Source organism: Phyllobacterium ifriqiyense, assembly GCF_030817885.1.
GTDB lineage: Bacteria > Pseudomonadota > Alphaproteobacteria > Rhizobiales > Rhizobiaceae > Phyllobacterium > Phyllobacterium ifriqiyense.
This window is the reverse complement of sequence record NZ_JAUSZT010000003.1, coordinates 481,534-506,070: the sequence shown is the minus strand read 5'-3', so window position 1 is coordinate 506,070 and position 24,537 is coordinate 481,534. Positions and strand designations below refer to the sequence as shown.

Annotated in this window: 28 protein-coding genes and 1 pseudogene; 19 read left to right on the top strand and 10 right to left on the bottom strand. The window is 51.7% G+C overall.

Annotation, left to right across the window (positions count from 1 at the left end; translation table 11 throughout):
* The first annotated feature begins 7 nt into the window (after positions 1-7).
* The 13 genes from QFZ34_RS09775 to QFZ34_RS09715 all read left to right on the top strand — a co-directional run bounded on the left by QFZ34_RS09775 (position 8) and on the right by QFZ34_RS09715 (position 8,597).
* Positions 8-655: a hypothetical protein gene (locus tag QFZ34_RS09775; protein ID WP_307280138.1), complete on the top strand. Its 648-nt coding sequence runs from the start codon at positions 8-10 to the stop codon at positions 653-655.
* Entirely contained in the window at positions 656-1,336 is a 681-nt protein-coding gene (locus QFZ34_RS09770; RefSeq protein ID WP_307280137.1) for a hypothetical protein, read from the top strand. It abuts the gene before it with no gap.
* A 110-nt stretch (positions 1,337-1,446) separates the two neighbouring features.
* Positions 1,447-1,770, top strand: coding sequence for a GNAT family N-acetyltransferase (locus QFZ34_RS09765; RefSeq protein ID WP_370878732.1), 324 nt, complete (start codon positions 1,447-1,449; stop codon positions 1,768-1,770).
* A 33-nt stretch (positions 1,771-1,803) separates the two neighbouring features.
* On the top strand, positions 1,804-4,422 hold the full coding sequence (locus QFZ34_RS09760; protein WP_307280133.1) for a phage tail protein: 2,619 nt from the start codon (positions 1,804-1,806) through the stop codon (positions 4,420-4,422).
* A 27-nt stretch (positions 4,423-4,449) separates the two neighbouring features.
* Positions 4,450-4,881 (top strand): hypothetical protein, encoded by a 432-nt coding sequence (locus QFZ34_RS09755; RefSeq protein WP_307280131.1) that lies wholly within the window; start codon positions 4,450-4,452, stop codon positions 4,879-4,881.
* Entirely contained in the window at positions 4,874-5,248 is a 375-nt protein-coding gene (locus QFZ34_RS09750; RefSeq protein ID WP_307280129.1) for a hypothetical protein, read from the top strand. The genes QFZ34_RS09755 and QFZ34_RS09750 overlap by 8 nt, the downstream gene beginning before the upstream one ends.
* Positions 5,248-5,688, top strand: a complete 441-nt coding sequence (locus QFZ34_RS09745; protein ID WP_307280126.1) for a hypothetical protein — start codon at positions 5,248-5,250, stop codon at positions 5,686-5,688. Before QFZ34_RS09750 ends, QFZ34_RS09745 begins: the two co-directional genes overlap by 1 nt.
* Position 5,689: 1 nt before the next feature.
* Complete coding sequence (locus tag QFZ34_RS09740) at positions 5,690-6,184, top strand: hypothetical protein (RefSeq protein WP_307280122.1); 495 nt, start codon at positions 5,690-5,692, stop codon at positions 6,182-6,184.
* Positions 6,181-6,483, top strand: a complete 303-nt coding sequence (locus QFZ34_RS09735) for a hypothetical protein (RefSeq protein WP_307280120.1) — start codon at positions 6,181-6,183, stop codon at positions 6,481-6,483. Before QFZ34_RS09740 ends, QFZ34_RS09735 begins: the two co-directional genes overlap by 4 nt.
* A gap of 52 nt (positions 6,484-6,535) precedes the next feature.
* Entirely contained in the window at positions 6,536-6,763 is a 228-nt protein-coding gene (locus tag QFZ34_RS09730) for a hypothetical protein (RefSeq protein WP_307280117.1), read from the top strand.
* Entirely contained in the window at positions 6,763-7,803 is a 1,041-nt protein-coding gene (locus QFZ34_RS09725; RefSeq protein ID WP_307280115.1) for a gp53-like domain-containing protein, read from the top strand. The genes QFZ34_RS09730 and QFZ34_RS09725 overlap by 1 nt, the downstream gene beginning before the upstream one ends.
* A 2-nt stretch (positions 7,804-7,805) precedes the next feature.
* Positions 7,806-8,327 (top strand): hypothetical protein, encoded by a 522-nt coding sequence (locus QFZ34_RS09720; protein ID WP_307280113.1) that lies wholly within the window; start codon positions 7,806-7,808, stop codon positions 8,325-8,327.
* A gap of 12 nt (positions 8,328-8,339) precedes the next feature.
* A complete protein-coding gene (locus tag QFZ34_RS09715; protein ID WP_307280110.1) occupies positions 8,340-8,597 on the top strand; it encodes a hypothetical protein in 258 nt (85 codons plus the stop codon).
* An 86-nt stretch (positions 8,598-8,683) separates the two neighbouring features.
* On the opposite strand, the gene QFZ34_RS09710 is transcribed toward QFZ34_RS09715, so the two are convergent.
* Both QFZ34_RS09710 and QFZ34_RS09705 read right to left on the bottom strand, forming a co-directional pair.
* Positions 8,684-9,784: a glycosyltransferase family 2 protein gene (locus QFZ34_RS09710; RefSeq protein WP_307280107.1), complete on the bottom strand. Its 1,101-nt coding sequence runs from the start codon at positions 9,782-9,784 to the stop codon at positions 8,684-8,686.
* Positions 9,736-10,779: a class I SAM-dependent methyltransferase gene (locus tag QFZ34_RS09705; protein WP_307280104.1), complete on the bottom strand. Its 1,044-nt coding sequence runs from the start codon at positions 10,777-10,779 to the stop codon at positions 9,736-9,738. The genes QFZ34_RS09710 and QFZ34_RS09705 overlap by 49 nt, the downstream gene beginning before the upstream one ends.
* A gap of 132 nt (positions 10,780-10,911) precedes the next feature.
* Between QFZ34_RS09705 and QFZ34_RS09700 the strand changes: the two genes are divergently transcribed.
* The 4 genes from QFZ34_RS09700 to QFZ34_RS09685 all read left to right on the top strand — a co-directional run bounded on the left by QFZ34_RS09700 (position 10,912) and on the right by QFZ34_RS09685 (position 13,257).
* Entirely contained in the window at positions 10,912-11,766 is an 855-nt protein-coding gene (locus QFZ34_RS09700; RefSeq protein ID WP_307280100.1) for a glycoside hydrolase family 108 protein, read from the top strand.
* A complete protein-coding gene (locus QFZ34_RS09695) occupies positions 11,763-12,056 on the top strand; it encodes a hypothetical protein (RefSeq protein ID WP_307280097.1) in 294 nt (97 codons plus the stop codon). The genes QFZ34_RS09700 and QFZ34_RS09695 overlap by 4 nt, the downstream gene beginning before the upstream one ends.
* Before the next feature lie 146 nt (positions 12,057-12,202).
* A complete protein-coding gene (locus tag QFZ34_RS09690; RefSeq protein ID WP_307280093.1) occupies positions 12,203-12,898 on the top strand; it encodes a hypothetical protein in 696 nt (231 codons plus the stop codon).
* Between the two features lie 65 nt (positions 12,899-12,963).
* The gene (locus QFZ34_RS09685) at positions 12,964-13,257 is read left to right on the top strand and encodes a DUF982 domain-containing protein (RefSeq protein ID WP_307280090.1); all 294 of its coding nucleotides are present in this window, start codon (positions 12,964-12,966) and stop codon (positions 13,255-13,257) included.
* Here the strand turns inward: QFZ34_RS09685 and QFZ34_RS09680 are convergent.
* The 5 genes and pseudogenes from QFZ34_RS09680 to pepT form a co-directional block, all read right to left on the bottom strand.
* Complete coding sequence (locus QFZ34_RS09680; RefSeq protein ID WP_307280088.1) at positions 13,254-13,601, bottom strand: hypothetical protein; 348 nt, start codon at positions 13,599-13,601, stop codon at positions 13,254-13,256. The two genes, QFZ34_RS09685 and QFZ34_RS09680, sit on opposite strands and share 4 nt — an antisense overlap.
* 276 nt (positions 13,602-13,877) lie before the next feature.
* Positions 13,878-14,786, bottom strand: coding sequence for a serine/threonine protein kinase (locus QFZ34_RS09675; RefSeq protein WP_307280085.1), 909 nt, complete (start codon positions 14,784-14,786; stop codon positions 13,878-13,880).
* Positions 14,675-14,950: a hypothetical protein gene (locus QFZ34_RS09670; RefSeq protein ID WP_307286632.1), complete on the bottom strand. Its 276-nt coding sequence runs from the start codon at positions 14,948-14,950 to the stop codon at positions 14,675-14,677. The genes QFZ34_RS09675 and QFZ34_RS09670 overlap by 112 nt, the downstream gene beginning before the upstream one ends.
* Entirely contained in the window at positions 14,950-15,372 is a 423-nt protein-coding gene (locus QFZ34_RS09665; RefSeq protein WP_115055455.1) for a DUF3010 family protein, read from the bottom strand. The genes QFZ34_RS09670 and QFZ34_RS09665 overlap by 1 nt, the downstream gene beginning before the upstream one ends.
* A 115-nt stretch (positions 15,373-15,487) precedes the next feature.
* A pseudogene (gene pepT / locus QFZ34_RS09660) lies at positions 15,488-16,722 on the bottom strand (peptidase T).
* A gap of 242 nt (positions 16,723-16,964) precedes the next feature.
* On the opposite strand from pepT, the gene QFZ34_RS09655 reads away from it, so the two are divergent.
* Positions 16,965-17,753, top strand: a complete 789-nt coding sequence (locus QFZ34_RS09655; protein ID WP_307280081.1) for a sulfotransferase family protein — start codon at positions 16,965-16,967, stop codon at positions 17,751-17,753.
* Here the strand turns inward: QFZ34_RS09655 and bspF are convergent.
* The 3 genes from bspF to secA form a co-directional block, all read right to left on the bottom strand.
* Positions 17,750-19,036: a type IV secretion system effector crotonyl transferase BspF gene (gene bspF, locus QFZ34_RS09650; RefSeq protein ID WP_115055448.1), complete on the bottom strand. Its 1,287-nt coding sequence runs from the start codon at positions 19,034-19,036 to the stop codon at positions 17,750-17,752. The two genes, QFZ34_RS09655 and bspF, sit on opposite strands and share 4 nt — an antisense overlap.
* Positions 19,036-20,457, bottom strand: a complete 1,422-nt coding sequence (locus QFZ34_RS09645; RefSeq protein WP_115055446.1) for a lipopolysaccharide biosynthesis protein — start codon at positions 20,455-20,457, stop codon at positions 19,036-19,038. Before QFZ34_RS09645 ends, bspF begins: the two co-directional genes overlap by 1 nt.
* Before the next feature lie 121 nt (positions 20,458-20,578).
* Complete coding sequence (gene secA, locus QFZ34_RS09640; protein WP_307280073.1) at positions 20,579-23,305, bottom strand: preprotein translocase subunit SecA; 2,727 nt, start codon at positions 23,303-23,305, stop codon at positions 20,579-20,581.
* Positions 23,306-23,564: 259 nt separating this feature from the next.
* On the opposite strand from secA, the gene QFZ34_RS09635 reads away from it, so the two are divergent.
* On the top strand, positions 23,565-24,479 hold the full coding sequence (locus tag QFZ34_RS09635) for a peptidylprolyl isomerase (protein WP_307280070.1): 915 nt from the start codon (positions 23,565-23,567) through the stop codon (positions 24,477-24,479).
* The last annotated feature ends 58 nt before the right edge of the window (positions 24,480-24,537 follow it).

The window sequence follows — 24,537 nt, the reverse complement described above, 5'->3', positions numbered from 1 at the left end:
GGATAATATGGCAATCGCATTTCCCTACGACGTTCTCGAAGGATTTCCCGGCTGGTCGACTGACTTTCAACTGTTGTGGCGGCAGGAGCAAAGCCGCACGGCTGGCGGTCAGACACTGGTAAAGGACTTGGGTTCGCCGCTTTGGTCCACAACGTATCTAACACGCACTTTGCGACCCAATGAATTGGATGCTTGGCGTGCCCGTCTCGATGTTCTCGAAAATGGATTAAACCAGTTTGTCGGTAGGCCGCTCAGCCGGTGCTATCCTATCGCTTATCCAAGGCCTGTGTTTGATTCACTGTTTCCGGCATTTGGTGCGGCCGCAATCAACTCAATCAATGCTAACCGCAAGGCGATATCTCTCAAGAACCTACCAGCCAATTACAAGCTGAGCGTTGGTGACATGATCACAATTGGCAGCGGGACAACATTCAATCTTCATCGCGTGATGGAAGCCGCTACAGCCAATGGCTCTGGCGTTACTCCGCAGTTTGAAATCCGTCCGCACCTATGGCCTTTGACGGCGGAAAACAATCTCGCGGCAATTCACAATCCCTTTTGCCTCATGACGATTGTTCCAGGCTCAATATCATCCACAGCGGACCTCTCCACTGGTCGTGGCGTAATATCCTTTCAAGCAGTCGAGAGCCGATAAATGCGCAACATTTCATCTGGTAATCTAGCGCTTTTACAGGCGAGGCGGCTTGTTGCGCGCGACTTCATTTGGTTGAAAGCCCGGACGCTGGCAGGTGCACCGTTCTCATATGGGTTTTGGAATGATTGGGGAGACATCAGCGCTCCAGTGCTTAATCCAGATACTGGCCTTTCCAACACTCGAAACTTTGAGGGTTCGGGAAGTCTCATTGCTATCGATAATATTCCGGCCGTTTCAAACATCTCAGTCCAGAATGTGAATGTAGCTTTGAGCCAGATTGACCCTGCGGTGGAGAACATTGCCCGTGGATACGATCTGAAACAGGCGGGAATAGAAATTTACCGAGGGATGTTTAACCCCGATACTCGTTTAATTGTTGACGCTGCATTCTGCCGCTTTGTCGGGTTTGTGGACAATGTAACTATCACCACACCGAAAGAGAATGAGGCCGGTAGCATCGAACTCACGTGCGCCAGCCATACTCAGGAAATGACCAGAGGTAATCCGGATACCCGATCCACAGACAGCCAGAAACGCCGCCTGTCCACAGATAGGTTTTATGAGGACGTTACGACCGTTGGCGAGAAGGAATTCTTCTGGGGTGCCAAGCAGGGAAAACTGGACACACAGCAAAGTGCGGCATGGAAGCTTAAACAGGCCCTGGCTCTAAAAGGATCGTGATGCTTGTTCGAAAGGCACTGCCTCAGGACAAGTCCCGCGTCCTTATGATGGCTAGGAGTTTTCAAGTCGCATCCGGACTGCCAATACCATTCAACGCGGCGTATGCGTCGATGTTATTCGATACACTGATCAGCAATCCAGCGATGCTGTGCCTTGTTCTCGACGACAGCGGGCCACAGGGAGTGTTGGCCGCACAATCAGGAACACTACCACTTGCTCCCGTAAAAGTCGCCAGTGAGCTTATCTGGTGGATTGAGCCAGCATATCGCGGACGATCTGCCGTAGCCATGCTGGACGCTTACGAAGAGTGGGCAAGAGAGCAGGGCTGTGTATTCGTCAACATGGTTGGGCTCGGCGCTGATCCACTCACAACAAGACTCTATGAGCGCCGTGGCTACAGCGCCACTGAGCGCCACTTTATGAAGTCTATCTAGCCTCAAACGGCATCCCAAAATTAGGATAAACACATGGCTGTATTTACCGCCATAGCCACTGCTATTGGCGGTGCGCTTGGTTTGGGCGCTGCTGGTATCGCGGTTGTCGGCGCTGTTCTGCAAGCGGCTGTTGGCGTTGGGCTGAACCTGATAGCAAAAGCTCTCGCCGGAAAACCAGAAGAAACACCGTTCAGTATCAACGGACAGATGCAATCTGGCGGCGACGTTCCCCGCTCGTTCATCATGGGCCACACTGTTACGGCGGGCTCTCTGGTCTACGCTAATACTTGGGGAAACTCAGGTAAGACGCCAAACGCGTACTTCACCCAGGTTATCGCGCTTTCTGACATTCCGATTTCTGGCGTCTCACAGTTATTCGTCAACGGTGAAGCGGTTACAATCGGCACATTGGATCCGGATGGCAAGGGTAATCGCATCACGGAATATGAAACAGGCGGTGGTAACAACCATCTCTGGATTAAATTTCATGATGGCACTCAGGTAACCGCTGACAGTTTCCTCACCGATACAGTTTCAACGTCGAACAATCCATGGCAGCCAACGCGTATCGGCCAAGGCGTTGCTTATGCAATCCTGACTTCGCAGATTGATCCTGAACTATTCACGGGCTTCCCCGCGTTCAAGTTCGAACTGCAAGGCATCAAGCTTTACGACCCGTCTAAAGACACCACGGCTGGCGGTGTTGGCCCGCAGCGATACGACACCCCGTCAACATGGGGTGGTGATGGCGACGATCTGCCGGCAGTCCAGATTTACAATCTGCTGCGTGGTATCCGCTATGGAACTCAGTGGTTCTACGGCCTTCAGGGTTTAGCCTCAGCGCGTTTGCCAAATGCGCACTGGATCGCACAGATTAACAAGTGCCGCGCGCTCATTGATGGGCCTGATGGTCCTGAGCCCACATATTTGACCGGTGGCGAGATTGCCATCGGTGCGCAGGTCACGGAAGCAATTGAGGCTATCCTTACGGGATGCCAAGGTCGGTTAAGCGAAACTGGCGGAACGTACAAGATATTCGTCGGTGCTCCAGACGCTGCAGTTTACGCGATTACTGATATCGACATTCTATCGACGGAAGAACAGACCTTCACGCCATTTTTCGGACTGGCGGATACCATCAATGGTGTAAACGCTTCCTATCCTGAACCGGCTGAAAGCTGGAACATGAAGGCAGCACCAGCACTGTTGAATTCGGCGTTCGAGGCTGAAGACGGCAACCGGCGTCTGATGGCTGATATCCAACTGGATATGGTCTATCGCTCTTCTCAGGTGCAGCGTCTTATGCGGTCTGCCTTGCAGGAGGCACGTAGGGCGCGGCGCCATACAATAACATTGGGACCATCTGCTTGGGTGCTTGAGCCCGGCGATATCATCCAATGGACTTCTGAGCGTAACGGATACGCAACAAAGCTATTTCGCATCGACGGTGTTGCCGATCACGCGAACCTAGACGTTACGCTGGATATGACGGAAGTCGATCCCGCCGATTATGATTGGAACCAAGGCACAGATTACACGCCACCCGTATTCGTTCCGATCATTCCGGGCAGACCTGCTCCACAGCCTATTGTGGATTGGTTTGCTGAGGCTGAAGCGGTGCCGGACAACAACGGCAATCTACGCCGCCCCGGCATCCGTTTAAGCTGGGATCCAGACCAAGTGGATATCGTCGGCATTGAGTTTGAGGTGCGTCTGGCAACAAGTCTTATCGTGGTCTACGCGAGCCGCACGGAGCGTTTTGCTGAGGGCTCGATCCTCATCAGTCAAGGTCTTCTGCCCAACACGCTGTACGGAGTGCGCGGCCGATATATACCTGGTACGCCCCGTACATGTTTGTGGTCTGGCTGGTTGCCAGTCCTGACAGACAACATCCTGCTGGGTAGTGACGATGTCTATATTGACGACATCGTTGACGAAGTTAACGAGCAGATTGGCGAGCATCTTGAATGGGCTGGCAATACTACACGCTGGCTCACAGAGCAGATTGAGCGGCTTAACAGTCTGGCGGCCGAGACAGGTGCACAGTCTGCAACTGACAAGTTCGAGTTGCTTGCATCGATCGGCAATGTCACGGCGTCTTATACGAGAGACATTCTGGTGGTTGCTACGGCCACACAGGCTGCGGTATCGCGTATTGAGACGCTTGAGGCCACAGTTAACAATCCGGTCACGGGTGTTGCTGCGACCGCGACTGCGGTCGATGCACTCACGGTCACTGTCAGTAATCAGGGTGGGCTTATAACCGCGAATGCCAATGCGATTACGAGCGTCAATGTAGCGGTCGGCAAGATGTCGGCAGGCGGGTTGTTTCGGGTCGAGACAGTCGCCACGGAGGCGGGCGCGCTTTCAACCATCGGTCTTTATGCGGTGGCTTCTGATGGGATCACCACGGGCCAGGCTGCCTTGTTCCTCAGCGCGAAGACTGGCGGGATATCCACGATCAACCTTATCGCTGATCGTCTGTCTATCTCCAATCCGGGTGAGTCTGCGCAGTTCCCGTTTATCTTTCAGAGCGGAGTGTTGACCATGAACGCAGCAAGGGTGAACGATATCGCGGCAGGCATGTTGCGGTCTTCGGATAGTAAGATGCAGATCGATCTAACCAACCGGCGCATTCTCATTGCGGATTAGCCTTCGGGCAAAACTACAGGCTTATTCATGGCAAACAGAACGCTGATTGGCGACTTTGGCGGTGGTAATTATCGTATCCGGCTTTCAAAGCCTGGCTATGATGTTACCGCTGCTCTCGATCCTGAAAGACTGGCCTTCGATAGCACATGGAAAGATGGGGCGGTGGTCTATGCGATCGGCTCTGTTGTTTATCCGGGGGGCCAAACTTCGTATGTGGAAGTTCCGTTTGGCGAAACAATGCCAAACATACCCTTCGTATTTGCGTGGAGGTACAACAGTGGGACTGATCTTACGGTATGTGATGTTGTGACATCCGATACTAATTACCGCTCCTATATCACCCCCGTTGCTTCTCAGACCTCTCTTCGGTTCTACGGGGCGCTTCGCAATACCGGCAATACGGCATTTCAGGCTTACACGGCTGGCTACATTATCTTGCGGAGCATGGCTGATGGTTGATAGAATTCTTATAGGATCTCATCCGACATTTGGCATGGGCGTATACGTATCCATTCCCGGCGTAAGTGTTTTCAGCGCCAATAAGTTTCAGTTTTCATGGAGCACGCTTTACGCGCAATTCCAGATTCTGCAGTCTGGAAGTGTCATAATAACTTACGGCTCTGGCGCTGTTGGTTTTTCGTGGGCAGACCTCGGATATTATCCAATTATCTTTCTATCGAATGACAAGTTCAGATTGAGCTTCCAATATCTTTCAACCAGCAGCGGACAGGTGAGCGCCAGCAATGCTTTCAGCGATGGAGCGCTCGATCAGCCAACTGGATCGGCCACGGTTTATTACATCGTCACTCGGAGCATAAAACCATAATGGTCAATCGTTTTTGGACAGAACCTGGCATTTTGCGCCTGTCTCGACCGGGTATTGAGGTAACAACAGCTAACAACGCAGGCCTTTTGTTCAACGGTGACAACGGGTCACCAGCCAAGTTTATCAAGGGGTCTATTGCAGGCAGTCGTGGCGGCGGGGGAACATCCACTCATACCGCTCTGTTCGGCAAGACATACTCAGTCAAGCCCTTCGTGATGACCAACGTTATTGGTGGTTCTGGGTCGAGTAATCCCGGTTTGGCTTATCCCATCAAGGGATTTGGTGACAGTTACACTACTTGGACAGATTTCACGTTCTCATGGTCGTGGTTCAAGGTTGATGTTCAAAATGACAGAGTGAACTTCTCAATGATCAGTGCGCAATCGGCTTACAGCTACACGATCAATTATTTGATCTTCGACTATCGGATTGGGTTTTGAGATGCTGATAAAGTTTGACGCTGATGGAAAGATCGAACCGAAGGGCAAGATAACCCACATCCGCAGTGATCCGGAAAGCCAAGAGATAATTGACCAATTCTTGGCTAAGGGTGATTGGCTGCACCTTCCTTCTATTCCACTGCCAGCAGTTGCTGTACGCGACAAAGACGGGCGAGTGGTAATTGAGGATGGCAAAGTCAAGAAGGAAGTCCCCGGCTACACTACACCCATCGCAACGCATGATTTTCACATGGTTGTCGATGGAAATGTTGTGGAACGGCCTACGCTTCCCGCTGGCGATGTTGAGATCAAAGCGGACGGCAAAGACACCTATACGCTTGACGGCCTTCCACGGCCTTGTGTGATCAGTGTTGACGGAGAGCCTTACGAAGTTAAAGGCGGCGTTTTGCACTTCGCAACGAAAGATGCAGGCACATATGTTTTTGAGGCAGGCTTTCCGTTTGTCGATTGGCGCGTGAATGTGGTGGCGAAATGAAGATCACCGGCAAGAAGAATATCGAAGCTGAACGTCTGCGGGGCAGGGCAGCGGTTGATGCTGTCATGGTGCCCCGTATCAACGCCGCCATGGGGCCGAAGTTCGCGTTATATCAGGCGAAGGCGGCGGTAGCGCGCGAGGGAAGTAATATGTTCGGCAAGCCCAGCGACATAATTAAAAGGCACAACCTGCTTTTGTCTTCAATTATTCGCGTAGAGGAAGAGCGCCAAGCGCTTCAAGCCCGCATCGACGCGGCCACATCGGCAAGCGAAATCGACGCCATAGTCGCGTCTCTCTGATCCATCCATCATTTCTAATCTTTATCACCTGCCTCGGCGGGGAGGAGAACCAATGTCGACACCCAACGAAGATGGCAAAGTTGCTATCAGCGCCCAAGCTGCTTTGAACGAAACAACTTGGCTCAAGGATCAACTGCTCAACCGGAATTTATTGCTCGCTCAGGCAGTGCACGAATTGAACGCAACCGTTGAGATTCTGCGCAAGCAATTGGATGACGCCAATGCGGCGCTGGAATTTGAGCTTGCCGAGAAGACTGTAGAAAAGAAGGGTAGCAAATAATGGCTATCAAACCGGACTATATGGCTGGAACGATAACGGTTGCCGCTGATGGCACCGTTGTTACCGGCGTGGGGTCTCAGTGGGTATCGGCTGATATTCAACCAGGCGACACGCTTAAGGTCAAAAACCTTGATGCCGTTATTGCGACAGTCACTTCCAATACGCAGATCACACTTGCTGAGCCATGGACGGGTGGAGCCCTAAGCGCTTCTCCATACCGCATTAGGTATCAACCTGATGGATCGCGTTTCACAGCGGCATTGCGAGACTTGGTAACGGCGATCGGTGGCGGCTCATTGGCCGCTCTTCAAGCGATTACCGGGGCAGTTGACAAGCTCCCATATTTTACCGGTGCCAACACTATGGCACTGGCAGATTTCGGCGCCAACGCCCGCGCAACACTCGCTGCTGCCAAAGCATGGACAACGTCGCTCTTCGGCCTGACGATGGCCGCTGACAAGTTTCCCTATGGAACTGGCGCAAACACAATGGCGCTGGCCGATATAACGGCTGCAGGCAGAGCATCGTTAAATATCACCGGAACACCTGCTGCAGATAAGCTGCCATATCTCACCGGTGCATCTGCTGCCGCACTTGCTGATTTGACGACGTACGCAAGAGGTTTGCTCGACGACGCAAATGCCAGTGCAGCACAAACTACGCTGGGCATCTCTACCTTCATCAAAGCTCTGCTCGACGATACCGATGGCGGAGCCGCACTTACATCCTTGGGTATTACTAAAAATCTAATCGGAAACGGTGGATGGTACCGCTTTCCAAGTGGAATCATGGTTCAATGGGGCAGCACGTTTAACGCTTCGTCGGATTTTGCCACGGCCTTTCCGGTTGCCTTTCCGACTGCATGTATCGGCGTCTATCAGAACACGAACTTCAATACAGCCTCTACGAACGCCTATGTCATCAACACCAGTAACGTAAGCGCTTCCACGTTCGATACCAGAGCGCGCGCGATCTCCAACGGTGGTTTAGTGGCGGCACAGGCTAATCTTCCGTTTTTCTGGTTAGCGATAGGATACTGATCATGACCAAATTCGCAGTTTTTACCGATGAAGGATTTCCTGCTGGCTTCTATATTGAGGAGCTTCACGGCACCCGTATGCGACCTATCTATGGCCCGGTCCCGGAACCAACTGAAGATGAGCCGAACCCTGTCGCGCCTATCATTGGTGAGGAGCCAAATCCTGATTGCCTCATTCCTTCCGACGCAATTCCTATTACCGAACAGCAGTGGCGGGCCTTCATCAATAACAACGGTCTGCGCAAATGGCAAGACGGTCACGTTGTTCCCTACGAGCCACCAACTCCTAAACCTGTCGTTCCAGATCGTCTGTCCCGACGTCAATTCCGTCTCGCGCTAATTGATGCGGGACTGCTTGAACAGGTTGAGGGTTGGATAGCTACCCAAGATATCCGCACGCAAGCAGCCTATGCCGACAGCAGTACGTTCCTGCGCACGGATGAAATGCTGCAGCAAGGATTCGCGGGTTTGGGCTTCACGGAAGAGCAGATCAACCAGTTCTTCACCGCCGCAGCATCTTTGTGATAGGGAAGCATCATGACCGAAGCAAAAAAATCACAAGGCATTGAGATCACGCCTGAAATGGAAGACGCTGGGATTGTGGCCTATGACCTTTGGGAAGAGCGAGAAGGTGGTTACGGTTCAGATCTAGCTGCTGCGATGTTCATCGCAATGTCGTTTGCGATGACAGGAAAAAAAACAAAAGACGAGATAATCGATCATGTGCATCATGAATTTCGTCGGCTAGGGCGCTTATCTCCGATGTTTGGAGAGGGTGGCGGCTCGACGCCGTGACGTTCCGAAAGTTAAATTTGCTTGCCGTTGAGACACCGGTGTCGAAGTCTGTACCCCAAGCGCCAGAGCCGTGATTATCTAGAACTCTATCTCAGCCTTATTTTTCGTAGTCCTTGAAGCGTTCTTACGCCGAAATGAGCGGCTTTTATTGCAACCGAGGAGCCGGTTGATAATAATCGCGCCTGCGCTCTCAATTTCCGTTTTGTCGCTTCGGAAACCGCAGGGCTAGCGCATACGATATCCACGTACTCTTTGTACATTCCAATTAGTTCATCCTTGTGTTGGGCGAACTTACTGTCCTTTTGTGTGGCAGCAACGATGGCTTCCGACACAATCTGATTGTGGAAGCGAGGGATAAAAACATCGCGCATGTAGAACCTTCTTTTAATGGGATCGTCAGGAAATGCCGCTGCAAGCTTCTTGAAATATCTTAAACGACTTCGGCTCATTCGAATCCCATACGATGTGCTCTCAGTATGTATGCACCAAACCGTGACAGATTTATCAATAAATGTGTTGGTGAAGTTCTTCCGAAATATCCGCAAGAATAGGTCATCATCCTCATATCCCATAAACTGGGGATCAAACCCACCTACAGCTTCAAATGCAGTGCGGGAGATAAGTGAGGCGGATGGCAAGACATGCATGTCATTGCGTAGCAGATCCAAGATATGGGTCTTTGGGTGCTTACTGTGTTCTCGCACCATACTTGTGCGAATGACATTACCATCACCTTCTGCCTCAATGAGGTCGCCGTAAACCCAGCCAAAATGTGGGTCATTTTCCGGTATGGCTTCGACCAGGGACTGTATATGGGTCTTCAAATAAAAGTCGTCTTGGTCGAGGAAGCATATGAAATCGGACTTGCTATTAGCTACGCCAGCGTTTCTTGCCGATCCTTGACCGCCGTTGATTTGATCAATGACCCGAAATTCATATCGCGTGGAAAGATCATGGAGAAACTGCTTCTCGTTTTCCGTGGAACCATCGTTCACTACAATGAATTCATTTGGAGCAACGGTTTGATTGAGAACGCTTTGCACCGCCCTCTCAATAAACTCGGACCCATTGTAAAATGGTATGACAACGACAACGGTTGGAACCTTTGTATCGATGGGCCTTTTTAAGGACGTTTCTGTCACCTTACTACCGATCTTAGAAATCGAAGGGGAGCTGTAATCTTCCATGAAGAGGATGCTTTCAAAGTCTGCGTTTCCAATTGTGATTGGCGCAAGTGCTGTTGCAGGGTAAGAATTTTGGATTCTTGAGTATCAGTTGCTTTCGCAAACTCATCACGTAATCTGCTAATCTCTTGTTCCTTGGATTTCAAGGCAGATTCTAACGGGTTGGGTGCTCGACTTAACTGTATTTCTCTAAGTTCTTCCTCAGATTTCTTTAATAAGTCGATATCTGCAATATCCAACGTAGGGGCGTTTTTGGATAAGGTAATATAGAACTCATGCAGATGCAGTTGGATATCATCATTCTTGTTAAAAGCGACTTCACCTGATTTGATGTATCCGAGCGCTCGCAATGTCTTGATAAAGTAGCGGAAATATGTGGGCGTGAACTGCCAGCCATGTATGTCGTGATAGTCTGTATCCTTCTGCGATATCTCGAAAAGGTCTTGCGCCTGTTTCGGTTCGTGCACCAAGGCCACATCGTCGAATGTAGGCTCGATCCAGACTATGCCACCGGCCTTAGTACAGATGGAAAGCTGATGGTCGAAAAGCATTCCTGGGGTATGTCTCGTACGCTTTTCTATATAAGCCTGAAGCGCTGCGCCAACCGTTGAAACGGGACGAAGGGTGTCAAAGCAAAACCGCTTGTCTGGCACTGCTAAGACCAAGACACCTGTCGGTTTCAGTAGCGCTTCGCAGTCTTGAATGAAGCGCACAATGTCTGTGACGTGCTCGATCACGTGAGAGGCAAATACAAAGTCGTATCTTTCTTTTTGCCCGATCAATTCAAGAAGGCTGGATCCATCCGAAACGTAGTCAACCTCTTCAATCTGCGAAGCGTTGGCACTGTATTTCCTGCGTAAAGTAGCTGCATCGGCGTAATCAACCGTCTCAACATTATACCCCTTCGATTTGGGGAGGAGTGGATTGTAGCTGGGACCAACCTCCAGACCAAAGCCACTTGAATCAAAGAGCGAAAGTAAAAGTTCTGTTCTGTTCAAGTGACGTTCCTCCCTTTTGTTTCATGTTTATTGAGGCATCGTGCTTGCGCGGTCAAGCAAAGCTTAAGTTTACACATCCACCGCGACCTAGCCTGCGCTTCGTGCGCCGCTAATCCACAAGGAAAATCTGTTATGAAAGCGAAGTTTCCGGCTGCGCTGGCGGCTGTGCTCGTCCATGAGGGCGGCTATTCCAACCATCCACAAGATCCCGGCGGCGCCACGATGTATGGTGTTACGCAGCGCGTCTATGATGGCTATCGCAAAGGTCTCGGCAAGAAAACCCAGACCGTCAAGAACATCAGTGTTCAAGAGCGCAGCGCCATCTACAAGAAACAGTATTGGGATCCGATCAAAGGCGACCAGCTTCCGGCCGGCGTTGACTATGCAGTGTTTGATGGTGCCGTTAATTCCGGTGTGAGCCAGGCGGTCAAGTGGCTGCAGCGTGCTCTTGGCGTGGCCTACAGTGGCGCTGTGGATGGTTCCATAGGTGTCGGCACTCTCGCTGCCCTCAAGTCTATCGGGGACAACGACGCTCTTGTGGCTCGCATCTGCGCTCACCGTCTTGCGTTCATGAAGGCCCTGAAGACATGGAGCACGTTTGGCAAGGGCTGGTCATCCCGCGTTGCTCAGGTCAAGAAGATCGGGCAGGCATGGGCAACGGGTTCGGTTGGGCCTGATCCAGTCTATGAAGATGGTATGGACGGCAAGGCATTTTTTGTCGATGCCAAGAAGGCTCCTAACCGGGCTGCCGGTGATGCTGCTGCTGGTCTTGGTGTAGGCGGCTTCTCCGGTGCATCCGGAATTGACCAAGCCAAGGATTCAATCGCCCCGATTATCGGGAGCAGTTCAATCATCGACAACATTTACACCATCCTCGTCGTGGCTTCTGTCGTCATTACACTCGGCGGTATCGGTTACGGTATCTATGCTCGGCGTAAGAAAGCACAGCTTGCCAGCGCTCTCGATGTTGATCCGGTGGCGTTATGACCGCGCTTCTCGCACTTATCCCCGGACCTATCAAAACGGCTCTGATCTGGGCACTGGCGGCATTTGTGCTGGTGTCCGGTTCCTATGTCTATGGGAAGCGCGAAGGCCGTCAGCAAGCCGCTGTGGAGCAACTTCAATCCGATGTAAAAGCCGAGAGAGACAGGAACAAGAGCGATGCGAAACTTCAGGCCCTTAGCGATTTTGATTTGTGTGTTCAGTCTCTGCGTTCTCGCGGGATGCCCGTCGATGCCTGCGAGCAGCTGCGCGGGCTTCCGAAAAGCGAACCTTAATCCGGCAGCAACTGTCGCGGTGATCCAGTTGGATCGACCGGCATCAGAGCGGATTGAAGGAAACGATGCCAACGGCTCACGCCTTGGCTGCTGGAAATAGCATCGCATGATTGGTGGGGCGGGGAATGACGAAATTGGAGGCAGACATGCCCAACAGTAACAATGGAATATTCGATCCGATGGCCCAATATGCCCGCCTCTCCGAGCGGGTAGAGAACCAAGGCAAGGATATTGTAGACCTTCGGTCCAACATGAACACGGGGTTTCAGTCGGTCAACTCCAGTATCGGCACGATTTCGAACGAGCTGCGGTCAAGTATCGGGACACTCTCGAATGAGCTTCGAAGCAATAGTCGAACCCAATGGCCCGTGATCTGGGCGGCTGCGGGTGTGTGCCTTGCCATCATTGTGGCGGCGGGTAGCCAAGCGCTCAGTCCGATCAAGGATAGCCTCTCGGAAACAAAAACTGATATCCGCGAAACCGCCTCATCCGCCATGTCCGTTGCGGCCTTCACTGACTTCAAAAACACCTATGAGAATAATCGAGTGATTTCCCGGCAAGAAAGCATCGATAAGTTTGGCGATATCAAGAAGGATATCGACAAGATCAAGGATGACCAGGTTCCTCGCAAGGAACATGAGCGGGTTTGGGTGTCGTACGATGCGCAGCTTGCGGCAGACCGTGAGGCCCGCATGGCAGCCATTCAAAACATCCAGCGGCAAGTCGATGAAATCAAACAGACGCAATCTGGGTTCTTCGGCCAGCGTGATTTGAATATGCAATTGCTGGATCGGCTTGAAAGAATTGAGCGCGACAAGCGTCAATCCATTCCTCCACCTTGAGCAGTTCGGAATTTCCTAACAACTGAAACGCGCCGCTCTGTCCTTTGGGATGGGGCGGCGCTTTTTTGCGTTCTGGAACGGATTCCCACTATCCCCGTTTCAAGCCCATGCGCGCACATCCATTTGAAACAGTCACAGTCGAGACCAAGAGAATAGGCCGGTATCGGGTCATAGCGTCCGTTGAGGAGGCTTCCGAGTATCTGGTCTATGATTGGCCGGTTGAGAAGGGAAAGCTACAGCTTGACGCTCGTATCGCATGTCTCGATTGTCTGGAGGGTGCTGTGTCCACAGATGCCGCCAGAGAGGCCTTTGTAGCCGCTGCCAAGGATGCCGGTCTTTATGTCAAGGAAGGGCGTTAATCCTTACCCTCGCGATCTTTCAGAGCTTTCGAATAAGCGATGGATCCCGGCGACCAATACTTGATTGGCAAATCTTTACCGCCACCTTGTTCGTGCGGATATTCGAGCCAGCGGGCAAACTCGGCTTTAACCTTGTCGGCAGCTTCTTGCTTGGTATCCACGATTCCACTCAAGTGGGCTTTGCGGAACTCACCATGGCCGAGTTGGAACGTCCAATAATAACCTTTTTTCGGACCGACGAGATAGGGATAGATGCGCCCGACTACTTCCCCCTCGACAACTGCAACAAAGTCGCCCGTTTCCGTCTCTCCACCGATGACAGTTCTTTCCCATGTGATCTTCATGCGATAAGAATATCGATACTCGCCAAGAAGTTCTAGAGAATGATATGGGGCAGATTTGGTGGGACATTCTCAGAATAAAGCATAATGATTTTACACCACCTATAATTGTCCCACTGATTGATATCTAATTGATTTTCAATAAAAACTGCATTCCGGCAAGGGGCACCAGAGGCTTTTCACGACATCATTTAAGCAGGGCGTTGAGCATCCATACGTGGCTCACGGCGGACACCAAAGTATGATGTAGGCTTGTCTAGGACTCAATAGAGTAGAGAATTAAAGCTGCTCTGCGAATTTGACTGCATCAAACAAAGTCTCTGGTAAGAAAGTCCGGTCCTTTCTCCATTGAGCGCCAATACACTTTTCAATGACATAGCTGCCTTTGTGTGGGACGATACGAAACCGTCTCTTGCCCCGATGTAGTATGGGATTTTCGCCAACGCGCCATTCGGGAACTGTACTTCTCAAATTATTTAATTGTACTACCAGATCTGCGACTGATGAATAACGGTCTTCGCGTTTGGTAGCGCAGCATCTTCTAACCACCGTTTTAAGACCAGCCGGTACCCATGCGGGAAGCGTTGAGCGATTAACGACACGATCTCGAACAATTTTTGATTCGATGATCGACGTGGCATAATTTTGCTGTTCCCAACCGCCGAGGCCGTCATATTTTATGGCCTCTTTTTCAGAAAGCCATGCACGTTCTTCGTAGGGCAGGTGACCACCTAAGAGTTGATAAAAAATCATACCCAGCTGATATATATCTCCTTCACGATACGACCGTTTCTCTTCGAGCTCTTCAGGTGGGCGATAAAGAAGCGAATGTCGGGTTAGTGTTTTTGCGTAGCCCTCGTCGTTCTGGACGACAACAGAACCAAAATCTCCAATTACGAACTTGTCCTTGGACAAACAAAAGATATTTGCAGGCTTCAAGTCACGGTGTAGGTAGCCATTCCCATGCAAAAAGCTTGCCCCGCCTGCAATCTGGCTCAGTACATCAATCGCCTCAACAGTCCCAAATTTTCGACTCTTCAAGGCGTCGTCTAAGTCACCAGACGTGCAATACTGCGTCATAAAAAACGCATCGTCTTTATTGATGCTTTCAGCATGATATACCTTAAGAATGTGATCGGATTCGAGTTGAGCGAGTACGGCGGGTTCTGCATGATCTCCGTTACCCAATAGTAGAACTTTACAACGACATCGCGCTTTAGGAGCGTGTTGTAGCCGATCAGCACATGACCGTTGGCTCCCTTGTCGTTCATCAGTTTGAATTCTATATTTTTGGTCAGCTCCTCGGCTTTTTGCCTGATGGACTCCGGCAAAAGCGAAAAATCCAGAGCCATTATAATCTTCCGGCTTTGGCGAGCTGGAACACTCCGCAACGGTAGGCATCGTATTGGTACTTTAGTACGCCGTCTGGAATCCCTCCCAAGTTTGTCTTTGAAAATTTTGATAGCGCGGTAGCGTTGACAAATACCACGTCACAATCTGAAAGCTGAAAGAGTGTTTCAATTTTAAATGATATAGCTCCTCCACCCATTTGCCCGCCTTTCGCTCTCGCTTTAATTGCAAAAACAGCGACACCGTTTTCGTGGGCAAAGGTTTTTATGGCTTGAAGGAACGACTTGATAGCGCTGCTGTCTTTATCGTCTCCTAAAGTGAGCTTCTTTGTTTTACACGGTATGAGATGTGGGTCGTTGTTCTCCACCGAGACCAAAACTAGCCGCGCTTCACTTGATTTTAAGTCAACTCCACAGACGATCATTCCCCCCCCAATGTGTTTCCTCCGAACTCTATAGAAACTTAATTGAGGAATGTTCAATGAGATTACCGTTAGCCCACTTGTGGGCAACGCGGACGCATGAAGCGATGAGCCATCCTCACGCGCGTTCCTCCCATATTTTTGCCAATTCCACGATTGTCTTTACAGCTCTTTCCATGTCCTGCCTGCTGATCCATTCTAGCGGCGAGTGAAAGGCATGGCCGCCAGCAAAGAGGTTTGCGCAAGGAAGGCCCATATAGGATAGTCTTGAGCCATCCGTGCCACCTCTTATGCTGCCGCGCACGGGTTTCATGCCCGCGCGCCGAATCGCTTCGATTGCGTTTTCCACGATCTCGGGGTTCCGGTCGAGAATCGCTTTCATATTGCGATACTGCTGTTTCACAGTGAATTTGTAAGAAGAGCCGGGGAAATCGGAGATCACTTTCTTGACCAGATCTTCCAGCATGGCTTCCTTTACCGCCAGACCCTCATCGTTAAAGTCACGGATGATAAGGGCGAGCGTGGCCTTTTCCATGGAACCCGTAATATTGACCGGATGAATAAAACCCTCGCGGCCTTCAGTCGTTTCGGGGGCAATATTCTTGGGTAAAGCGGCAATAATCGCGCTGGCGATCTTGATGGCGTTTTCCATCTTGTCCTTGGCAAAACCCGGATGGATTGCGACACCCTGAATGGTGATCTCAACGCCATCTGCCGAGAATGTCTCATCTTCAATATGTCCGGCGGTTTCACCGTCGACAGTATAGGCAAATTGCGCACCGAGCTTTTCAAGGTCAACCTTGTCAGCGCCGCGCCCTACTTCCTCATCCGGCGTAAACAGGATGCGAATGGTGCCATGTTTGATGTCGGGATTATCCATGAGGATTTGCGCAGCCGTCATGATCTCGGCGAGACCCGCTTTGTCGTCGGCTCCAAGCAAAGTGGTGCCGTCGGTTGTGATGATGTCGTTGCCAATCTGATCAAGCAGGACAGGATGATCTTTCACGCGAATGATCTGCTGCGTATCTCCGGTCAGCTGAATGTCCCCGCCTTGATAATTCAGCACATGTTGGGGCTTCACATTTGTCCCTGTGAAATCGGGCGCCGTATCCATGTGCGAACAGAAACAAATGACCGGCACGTCCTTGTCGACATTGGAGGGGATGGTTGCATAGACATAACCATGTTCGTCCAGATGGGCGCGTCAGTCAGGCCAATTTCGAGCAGTTCAGTGACAAGTATGCGGCCAAGATCAAGCTGCTTCTGGGTCGTGGGCTGTGTTGAAGAACTGGCATCCGACTGGGTGTCGATCACGACATAGCGAAGAAAGCGGTCGGTAACTGTATCGGTCATAGGCTTCATTCCAATTGATCAGCGGTAGTCGTCTGTTTAGCGCGTGATGGGCCGTGTGTGAAACGGATTTCAGTTGAGATGTTTTCTCAGGGCGGCGCCACCGCGCTGTCTTTTGCTCGATCAAATTTCTCAAGGGCGAGAAGATACAATATTAAATCAATGTGTTGGGGGCTATTTTGTCGTGATCTGTATTGTGAGTTCTTCCGATCCTGTAGAAAATAAATCTAAATTGGGGAAGATTAATGAATGAACATGCTGAAGGCAGCCCGATAATAGTTTGCGGGTGTCAAAGAAGTGGTACGACCGCCATCGTCCGGATTTTGAACGATAATGGAATGATGATTTCCAATGAATGGGCATTGTTTGCGTGGCCCGCTTGGCAAGAGCAGTTTTCATTGGCTGAGTGGCTTGAGAACAAACGTGCTCAAGTGGAGAAAAACCTTTGGCTGCAGTTCTGGCACTATAAAATCGAGCTGACAGGTTTGGAGGCGGAGCAAGGTTATTCGGCAGCCTTGCACTCGGTCTATGGCAGGCGTGATGCTTGGCGTTGGGGAGACAAGTGGTCGGATTATGTTTTCCACGTTGACGCTGTCAAAGCCCATTTTCCTAATGCCAAAATTATCTACATTTATCGTGATGGGCGCGACGTTGTCGCCAGCATGTTACGCAAGACCATAGAGAAAGATCCCGGCCCAGGTTTCAAACGGTGGGTGAATTCCATTGAAGCCTGGCTTTCATGGAAAGATCGGGTTGATCACCTTGCAATAAGACAGGAGGACTTGCTGCAGTATCCCGAGAAGATCGCCGCAGACATTGCCGACTATTGCGGGTTTACACTGCAGAGCGCCGGGCATGCTGCTTATGTGCTGTTGGGGTCGGATGCCGAAAACAATGGGGACCACGTATCTGAAAACCCCTTCGAGCATACGGGAGCATATCATGACCAGTTTTCAGATGCTGATGTTCCGGCCGATGTCATGCGCCATCTGATAAATCTGGGCTATGCCAAGCATAAGCAAGAAAGGGCCTAGTTTCGTCCGGTCAAATTGCGCAAGCGCTCGCGCATGAGGCGGGCAATATTCTGGGTGCGCCGGTAAAGGTGGATCTGCGAAGCCGCCTGCCGGGTGGCGCGATCTGCTTGCGGGGTAAGGCCGATGACCAGAGTTCCGATTTTCTCCCGCTCCTGGAAAAGACGAGACGCAACGGGGTGATCCGGCACGGCGCAAGAATCGGTCCGGTCAATATTGGGATCTTCCAAATGATTCTTCAGCACTTCAATCATCAAAAGAACACCCGGTGAGAAACTCGCCAAACGCTCATCATAGGCGGTTTTCCAAGTCCACGCGTCGCCCGCTTCGATGAACACGATCAGCACCGCGATTACTTTGCCATCCAATTCCAGCGTATGGATGCGAGCCAGATCACGTGCAGCAAGATTGTTGACGGCCTCACGTGCAAAGGCCGCACGGAACCGGTCTACGGCCATCGCCGAGCCGCGCTGTCCCTTCCAGCCACTGGCTTCCAGTGCCAGGAAATCCTCGAGTTTGCGTCTTATATCCTCTTCGCTACGGCTGACGACGTAAGTGAGGGCGCCTTTTTCTGAGAGACGCCGCCAGAGCCGGCGGTACTCCTTGGTATGTTTTGCGCCAATGGCTTCGCGTAAATATTCGGCCCCCTCTTTGGTACTTTCAATTGCGGGACGTTCCATCTGGTGCGTCGTGACCAGTGGCAGGTTCCGTTCCATGGCTATTGAACGGATAAGCTGCGCCACCGGGCGGTCGAGCAGCATATCCGGGAAAACCAGGATTTCCGGTAGTTTCAGATGTTTGCGACCCAGCATATCGAAGAGATCATTCAGAACGCCAACGGGGTCGTCGCGATCGATCAAAGGCGTTCCCTGTGGTCCAAACGGCGTCGCCCAAGCGCGCAAGATCGAACCTGAAAAAGCAAAGCCCGGGCGCTCTATCGTGTAGGGCATCAGGAAGCGAAGGCGGCTTTTGATGTCGTTCTCGTCGCGCATAACCATGAACCGGACCTGCCTGTCATCGAGGCGTGGCATGGCGGGCGCCAGAAACCGAGGATTGAAAAAGATGTTTGGCTCGATCGTCCGGTAGGTGAGATATTCCAGCTCATCAAGGAGTTCAAAACCGGCGGAAGCCGAATAGATGGAAAGCTTGCGGGGAATGGCGTGCGTGCTAAGAGTTTCCTCGAACTGCTTTGTCGCATCGCGCGAAGAATCCATGCCCGACAACTGCGCAATGATATGCGCAGAAGGACCACCGGCCAGTTCTTCAAGGAGCGGGATCGCGGCCATCAGACTTCTTCCTTGGCAGGTTTCTCGATTACCCTGCCGGCAAAAACGAACATCGTAATGTTCAGACGTTTGTAAACAGTCAGCGTTAAGGTCACGGCTTCAAATACCATTGAAAAAGCGGTGGCGCATGCGGCTCCGGTCAAACCATAGGCCGGGATGAGCACAATGCTGAGACAGATATTAACAATCAGTGTGAGAGCATAAACTGCAGCACAGATTTTTTGTTTTCCGGCCATGTTCAGCAGGCTTTCAGCCGGCCCAACCGACGCCCGGGCAACCACACCGATAACCATGATGAAAAGGAGGGGATAGCCCTCCGTGAATTCGTCACCGAACAGGTAGAGCAGTGGTTTGCCCAGCAAAAGCAGCACCAGCGCCATTGCAAGAGAGGGCCAAAATGTCCAGCGCGCCGTGTCTCTTGCAAATGCGGCCAGTTGGGCGTGATCGGTTGTATGGATCAGTTCGGAATATCGCTGCGCGGCACCGGCTTTTACCGAGAAATAGACAAAGTGCACGAGAGCCAGAAGTTTCACAGTGGCAAAATAGGTGGCGACCTTGTCAGGCTCCATGAACCGCCCGACCATCAGCACGTCCGCATTGGTGAGAAGAAAGAAAAAGCCCTCAACAAGGAAGATAGGTAGCGAGACTGTGAACCATTCGCCGAAACGAATGGACCTGTTTCCAGGAGGGATAACAGACTTGAACCGGTTATTGACCACGAGCAATTGAACCAGCGTTGTAAGGTAGGTTGCGATAATTGAGCAGATCACGGCGATAATAGCTGTGGGTGTAAAGCCGGCCGCATGGGCAATGCTCATGATGATGAGGGTCAGGACCGGCCTGACGATATAGGTTGGGGTGAGGGCAACCAGAACCCATGAGCGTGAGCGTGCTGTGCCGTCAAGCGTATCGCCGAGGGCGATCATCGGAAGACAAACAAATCCAAGCAGGAAGGGCGTGACATAGTAAGCTTCAAGCGCATCGCGGAAGTGATAAATGCCTGCCGCGGCGGCAAGCGCCAGAAAGGTCGTCATGGATATGGCAAATATCTTGCTGGTAAACAGGATACCGCGCAGGCGATTTAGCTGGTTGCTCTCAAGATATTCCGGGACATAGCGGATAATACTGGTCTGGAAGCCGAGACAGGAAAGATTGCCAAGGATGACGACTGTCACCCATACGAGAACAAAAATTCCATATTCAAATTGCCCCATCCAGCGGGCGAATATGACCTGCGATAGGAGAGCTATGGCTGCACTGATAATACGAATGCCGAAAGCAATCAACGAAACGCGCTGCGCTACGGCATGCTGATTGGTCCCGTCGAGCAAAGCATCCAGGCGAAGGAGCCATGGATGGAGCTGGCGGGTCAGTTTCTCCGGCAGAAACCGGTCTGCAGTCTGTACCGCAGAAAATCGCAATGGGCAGCTCCAATTATGGCCAATGAGGGAGCTTTACTCAGTAAACCTTTAGAAACGGTTCGAAAAGTAGACACGAATGCTCGGTAATGAAAAGGCCGCATTGAAGCGGCCTTTTTTGTAATCAGGCAAAAGAGCCGTGGCAGTGTTTGTACTTCTTGCCCGAGCCGCAAGGACAGGCTTCGTTGCGGCCAATCTTGCCCCAGCTTTGTGGATTATTGGGGTCGCGATCCGCCGGATCCACGATGCGCAAATCTTCTTGCACGGCAAGCATGCTGCCTTCGCCGAAATCATCTTCGCCGGTCGTGCCATCAATATGATGGCCTTCCATCGGAGGCAATTCCGGCTCTTGAGTAGCTGCCGCATCCCGAACTAGTTCAACGCGCATCAACTGCGATGTCACGTTTTGGCGCAGGTTGACCAGCATTGTCTGGAACAGCTCGAATCCTTCGGTCTTGTATTCGTTGAGCGGGTCACGCTGGGCATATCCGCGGAAACCGACAACCGACCGCAAGTGGTCAAGATTGACCAGATGCTCGCGCCAAAGCGCATCAAGGCTCTGAAGTATGATCGATTTTTCGACATAGGCCATGATTTCGGGCCCAAAGCGCTCAGCACGATCCGCCGCCGCCTTTTCGACCGCGTCGAACAGGCGTTCACGAACATCATCTGACGTTATACCATCTTCAAGCGCCCAATCTGTTACCGGAAGGTCGAGATTGAGAATATTGCGGACGTCTTCATCCAGCTGCTTGATGTTCCACTGTTCCGCATAAGCGCCTTCCGGCGTATGCCGGTTGGTCAGGTCCTCAACCACGTCCTCGCGCATTTCCTTGGTCGTCTGGCTGAGGTCCGTGCCATCCATGATTTCGAGACGCTGCTCGAAGATCACTTTACGCTGATCATTCATCACATCGTCATATTTCAGAAGGTTCTTGCGGATATCGAAGTTGCGCGCTTCGACCTTCTTCTGCGCTTTTTCAAGTGCCTTGTTGATCCAAGGGTGGACAATGGCTTCGTCCTCCTTGAGACCCAGTCTCTGCAGCATTCCATCCATGCGCTCGGAACCGAAGATACGCATCAGATCGTCCTGCAGGGACAGGAAGAATTTCGAACGGCCCGGATCACCCTGACGGCCTGAACGACCGCGCAGCTGATTGTCGATGCGGCGGCTTTCATGCCGCTCCGTCGCCAAAACATAAAGGCCACCGGCAGCCAGCGCTTTTTCCTTCAGGACAGCGATGTCGGCACGAATAGCGTCTTCCTTGGCCTTGCGCTCTTCGCCAGCAGGCATGTCGTCGAGTTCACGCGCAATGCGCATTTCGAGATTGCCGCCGAGCTGAATGTCGGTGCCGCGACCAGCCATGTTCGTAGCGATTGTAATAGCACCCGGCACGCCCGCCTGCGCCACAATATAGGCTTCCTGCTCATGATACCGGGCGTTCAGAACCTGAAAGTCCTTGAAACCTTCTTTGCGCAGGCGATCGGCCAGTTGTTCGGACTTCTCGATGGAGGTCGTACCGACGAGGACAGGCTGGCCCTTTGCCGCTGCTTCGCGGATATCGCGAACAATGGCTTTATATTTTTCTTCGACAGTCCGGTAAACTTCGTCATCTTCATCCAGACGCTTGACCGGATTGTTCGTCGGAATTTCCGTAACCTCAAGACCGTAAATATTGCCGAACTCTTCCGCTTCGGTGGAGGCCGTACCGGTCATACCGGCCAGCTTCTTGTACATGCGGAAATAATTCTGGAAAGTGATTGAAGCCAGTGTCTGGTTTTCCGGCTGGATTGTCACATGTTCCTTGGCTTCAAGCGCCTGATGCAGACCTTCCGAGAAACGGCGGCCCGGCATCATGCGGCCGGTGAACTCATCAATGATGACGATTTCATCGTTGCGAACGATGTAATCCTTGTCCTTCTGGAAAAGCTTGTGGGCGCGAAGTGCATTATTGACGTGATGGACGACGGCAACGTTCTCAATATCGTAAAGACCATCACCCTTCAGATGTCCGGCATCGCGAAGCAGGTTTTCCAGCTTTTCCGTGCCGTCTTCCGTGAAGATAGCGGTTTTCTGCTTTTCATCGATTTCATAATCTTCCGGCTGCAGGGGCAGGATGAATGTATCGATGAGATTATAGAAATCGGAGCGGTCATCCAGCGGGCCTGAAATGATCAGCGGCGTACGCGCCTCATCGACAAGGATCGAATCCACTTCGTCGACGATGGCATAATTGTGCGGGCGCTGAACCATCTGCACGCGCTCATACTTCATGTTATCGCGCAGATAATCGAAGCCCAGCTCATTATTGGTCGCGTAGGTAATATCGGCATTATAGGCTTTGGCGCGTTCTTCATCATCGAGTCCGTGGACGATGATGCCGTAGCTTAGGCCGAGGAAATTATAGATTTGGCCCATCCAATGCGCATCGCGGCTGGCCAGATAGTCGTTGACGGTAACGACGTGAACACCCTTGCCCTCTAGCGCATTCAGATAAACCGGCAAGGTCGCGACGAGTGTCTTGCCTTCACCGGTCCGCATTTCCGAAATGCCGCCCCCATGCAGGACCATGCCGCCGATAAGCTGGACGTCGAAGGGACGCATGCCGAGAACGCGCTTGGCGGCCTCGCGTGCCACAGCAAATGCGGGCACCAGCAGGTCATCCAGCTTTGTGCCATTTGCCAACTGCGCTCGGAACTCCGCAGTCTTGCCCTTGAGTTGTTCGTCCGTTAAGGCCGAAATTTCCGGTTCAAGCGCATTGATTGCATCAACGCGAGGCTTGAATCCTTTTACGCGACGCTCGTTTGAAGAGCCAAAAAGCTTGCGAGCTAAGCCGCCGAAACTGACCATCCCTGGTCCTCTCTTTAAATACGTTCTGCCGGTGAGTCCCGGCATTTGAAGCGTCTGATGTCCGGAACTACAAAGCTGCCATATATCTGAGCTAACAAGTCAAAGGTATAAAGCAACTTCTGCCAAGCTATCTGGACGCAAAGCCGTTGGACAGATAAGAGGGGCCTTGAATGATGTCAATGTTGAAGCGTTGCTTCACTACGGCCAAATTCTGCCATATTCATAGCCCGTACCGATCCTCCCAAGGAGAAAATTGAAAATGAAACTATTGCGTAAGACGATTTCATTGATGACTGTAGCCACGTTTTTGGCGGGCGTTTCCACAGTGGCCATGGTCCAAAACAGCGCGTTGGCCCAGGATGCGACCCCCGCACCGGCTGCAAAAGCTGCCCCGCTGGACCCGACAACGGTTATTGCCACTGTGAATGGCAACAAGATTACGCAGAAGGATCTGGATCAGGCATCCGCAGATCTCGACCCGCAGATTTCCCAATTGCCTGAAGAGCAGCGTCGCGTTGCCGCCCTTGCAGCAATTATTGATATCAAGGCGTTTGCTGTGAAGGCCGAGGCAGATAAGCTCGACCAGACGGCGGATTTCAAGTCGCGCATGGCCTTCCTCAAAGAACGCGCCCTGCACAATGAATATTTCAAGCAGCAGGTTATCGACAAGATCACGGATGCGGATGTCCGCGCGCGCTACGACAAGGAAATCGCTGCAATGCCAGCGACGAATGAAGTTCGCGCCCGTCATATATTGGTGAAGACCAAGGAAGAAGCGGAAGCAATCATCAAGCAGCTGGATGGTGGAGCCTCGTTCGAGGACATTGCCAAGGAAAAATCGACAGACGGTTCCGCCGCTCAGGGTGGTGACCTTGGATATTTCGGACAGGGGCAAATGGTTCCAGAGTTCGAAAAGGCAGCAAACGAGCTCGAGATTGGAAAATACTCGAAGACTCCGGTGCAGACTCAATTCGGTTTTCATGTGATCAAGCTTGAAGACAAGCGTGCCAAGCAGCCGCCAGCATTTGATCAGGTGAAGGATCAGGTCAAGTCCATGTTGATCCGCGATCGGTATACGGATTTGATCAAGCAGGAGCGGACGTCGCTGAAGATTGTCTATGCCGACCCCGAAGTTGAAAAAGCTTTCAAGGCAGCCACCGAAGGCCAGCAGTAAAAATCAAAGGCCCGCTGGTAAAGAGCGGGCCTTTACTCCTTTCGATCCTTCATTTCCA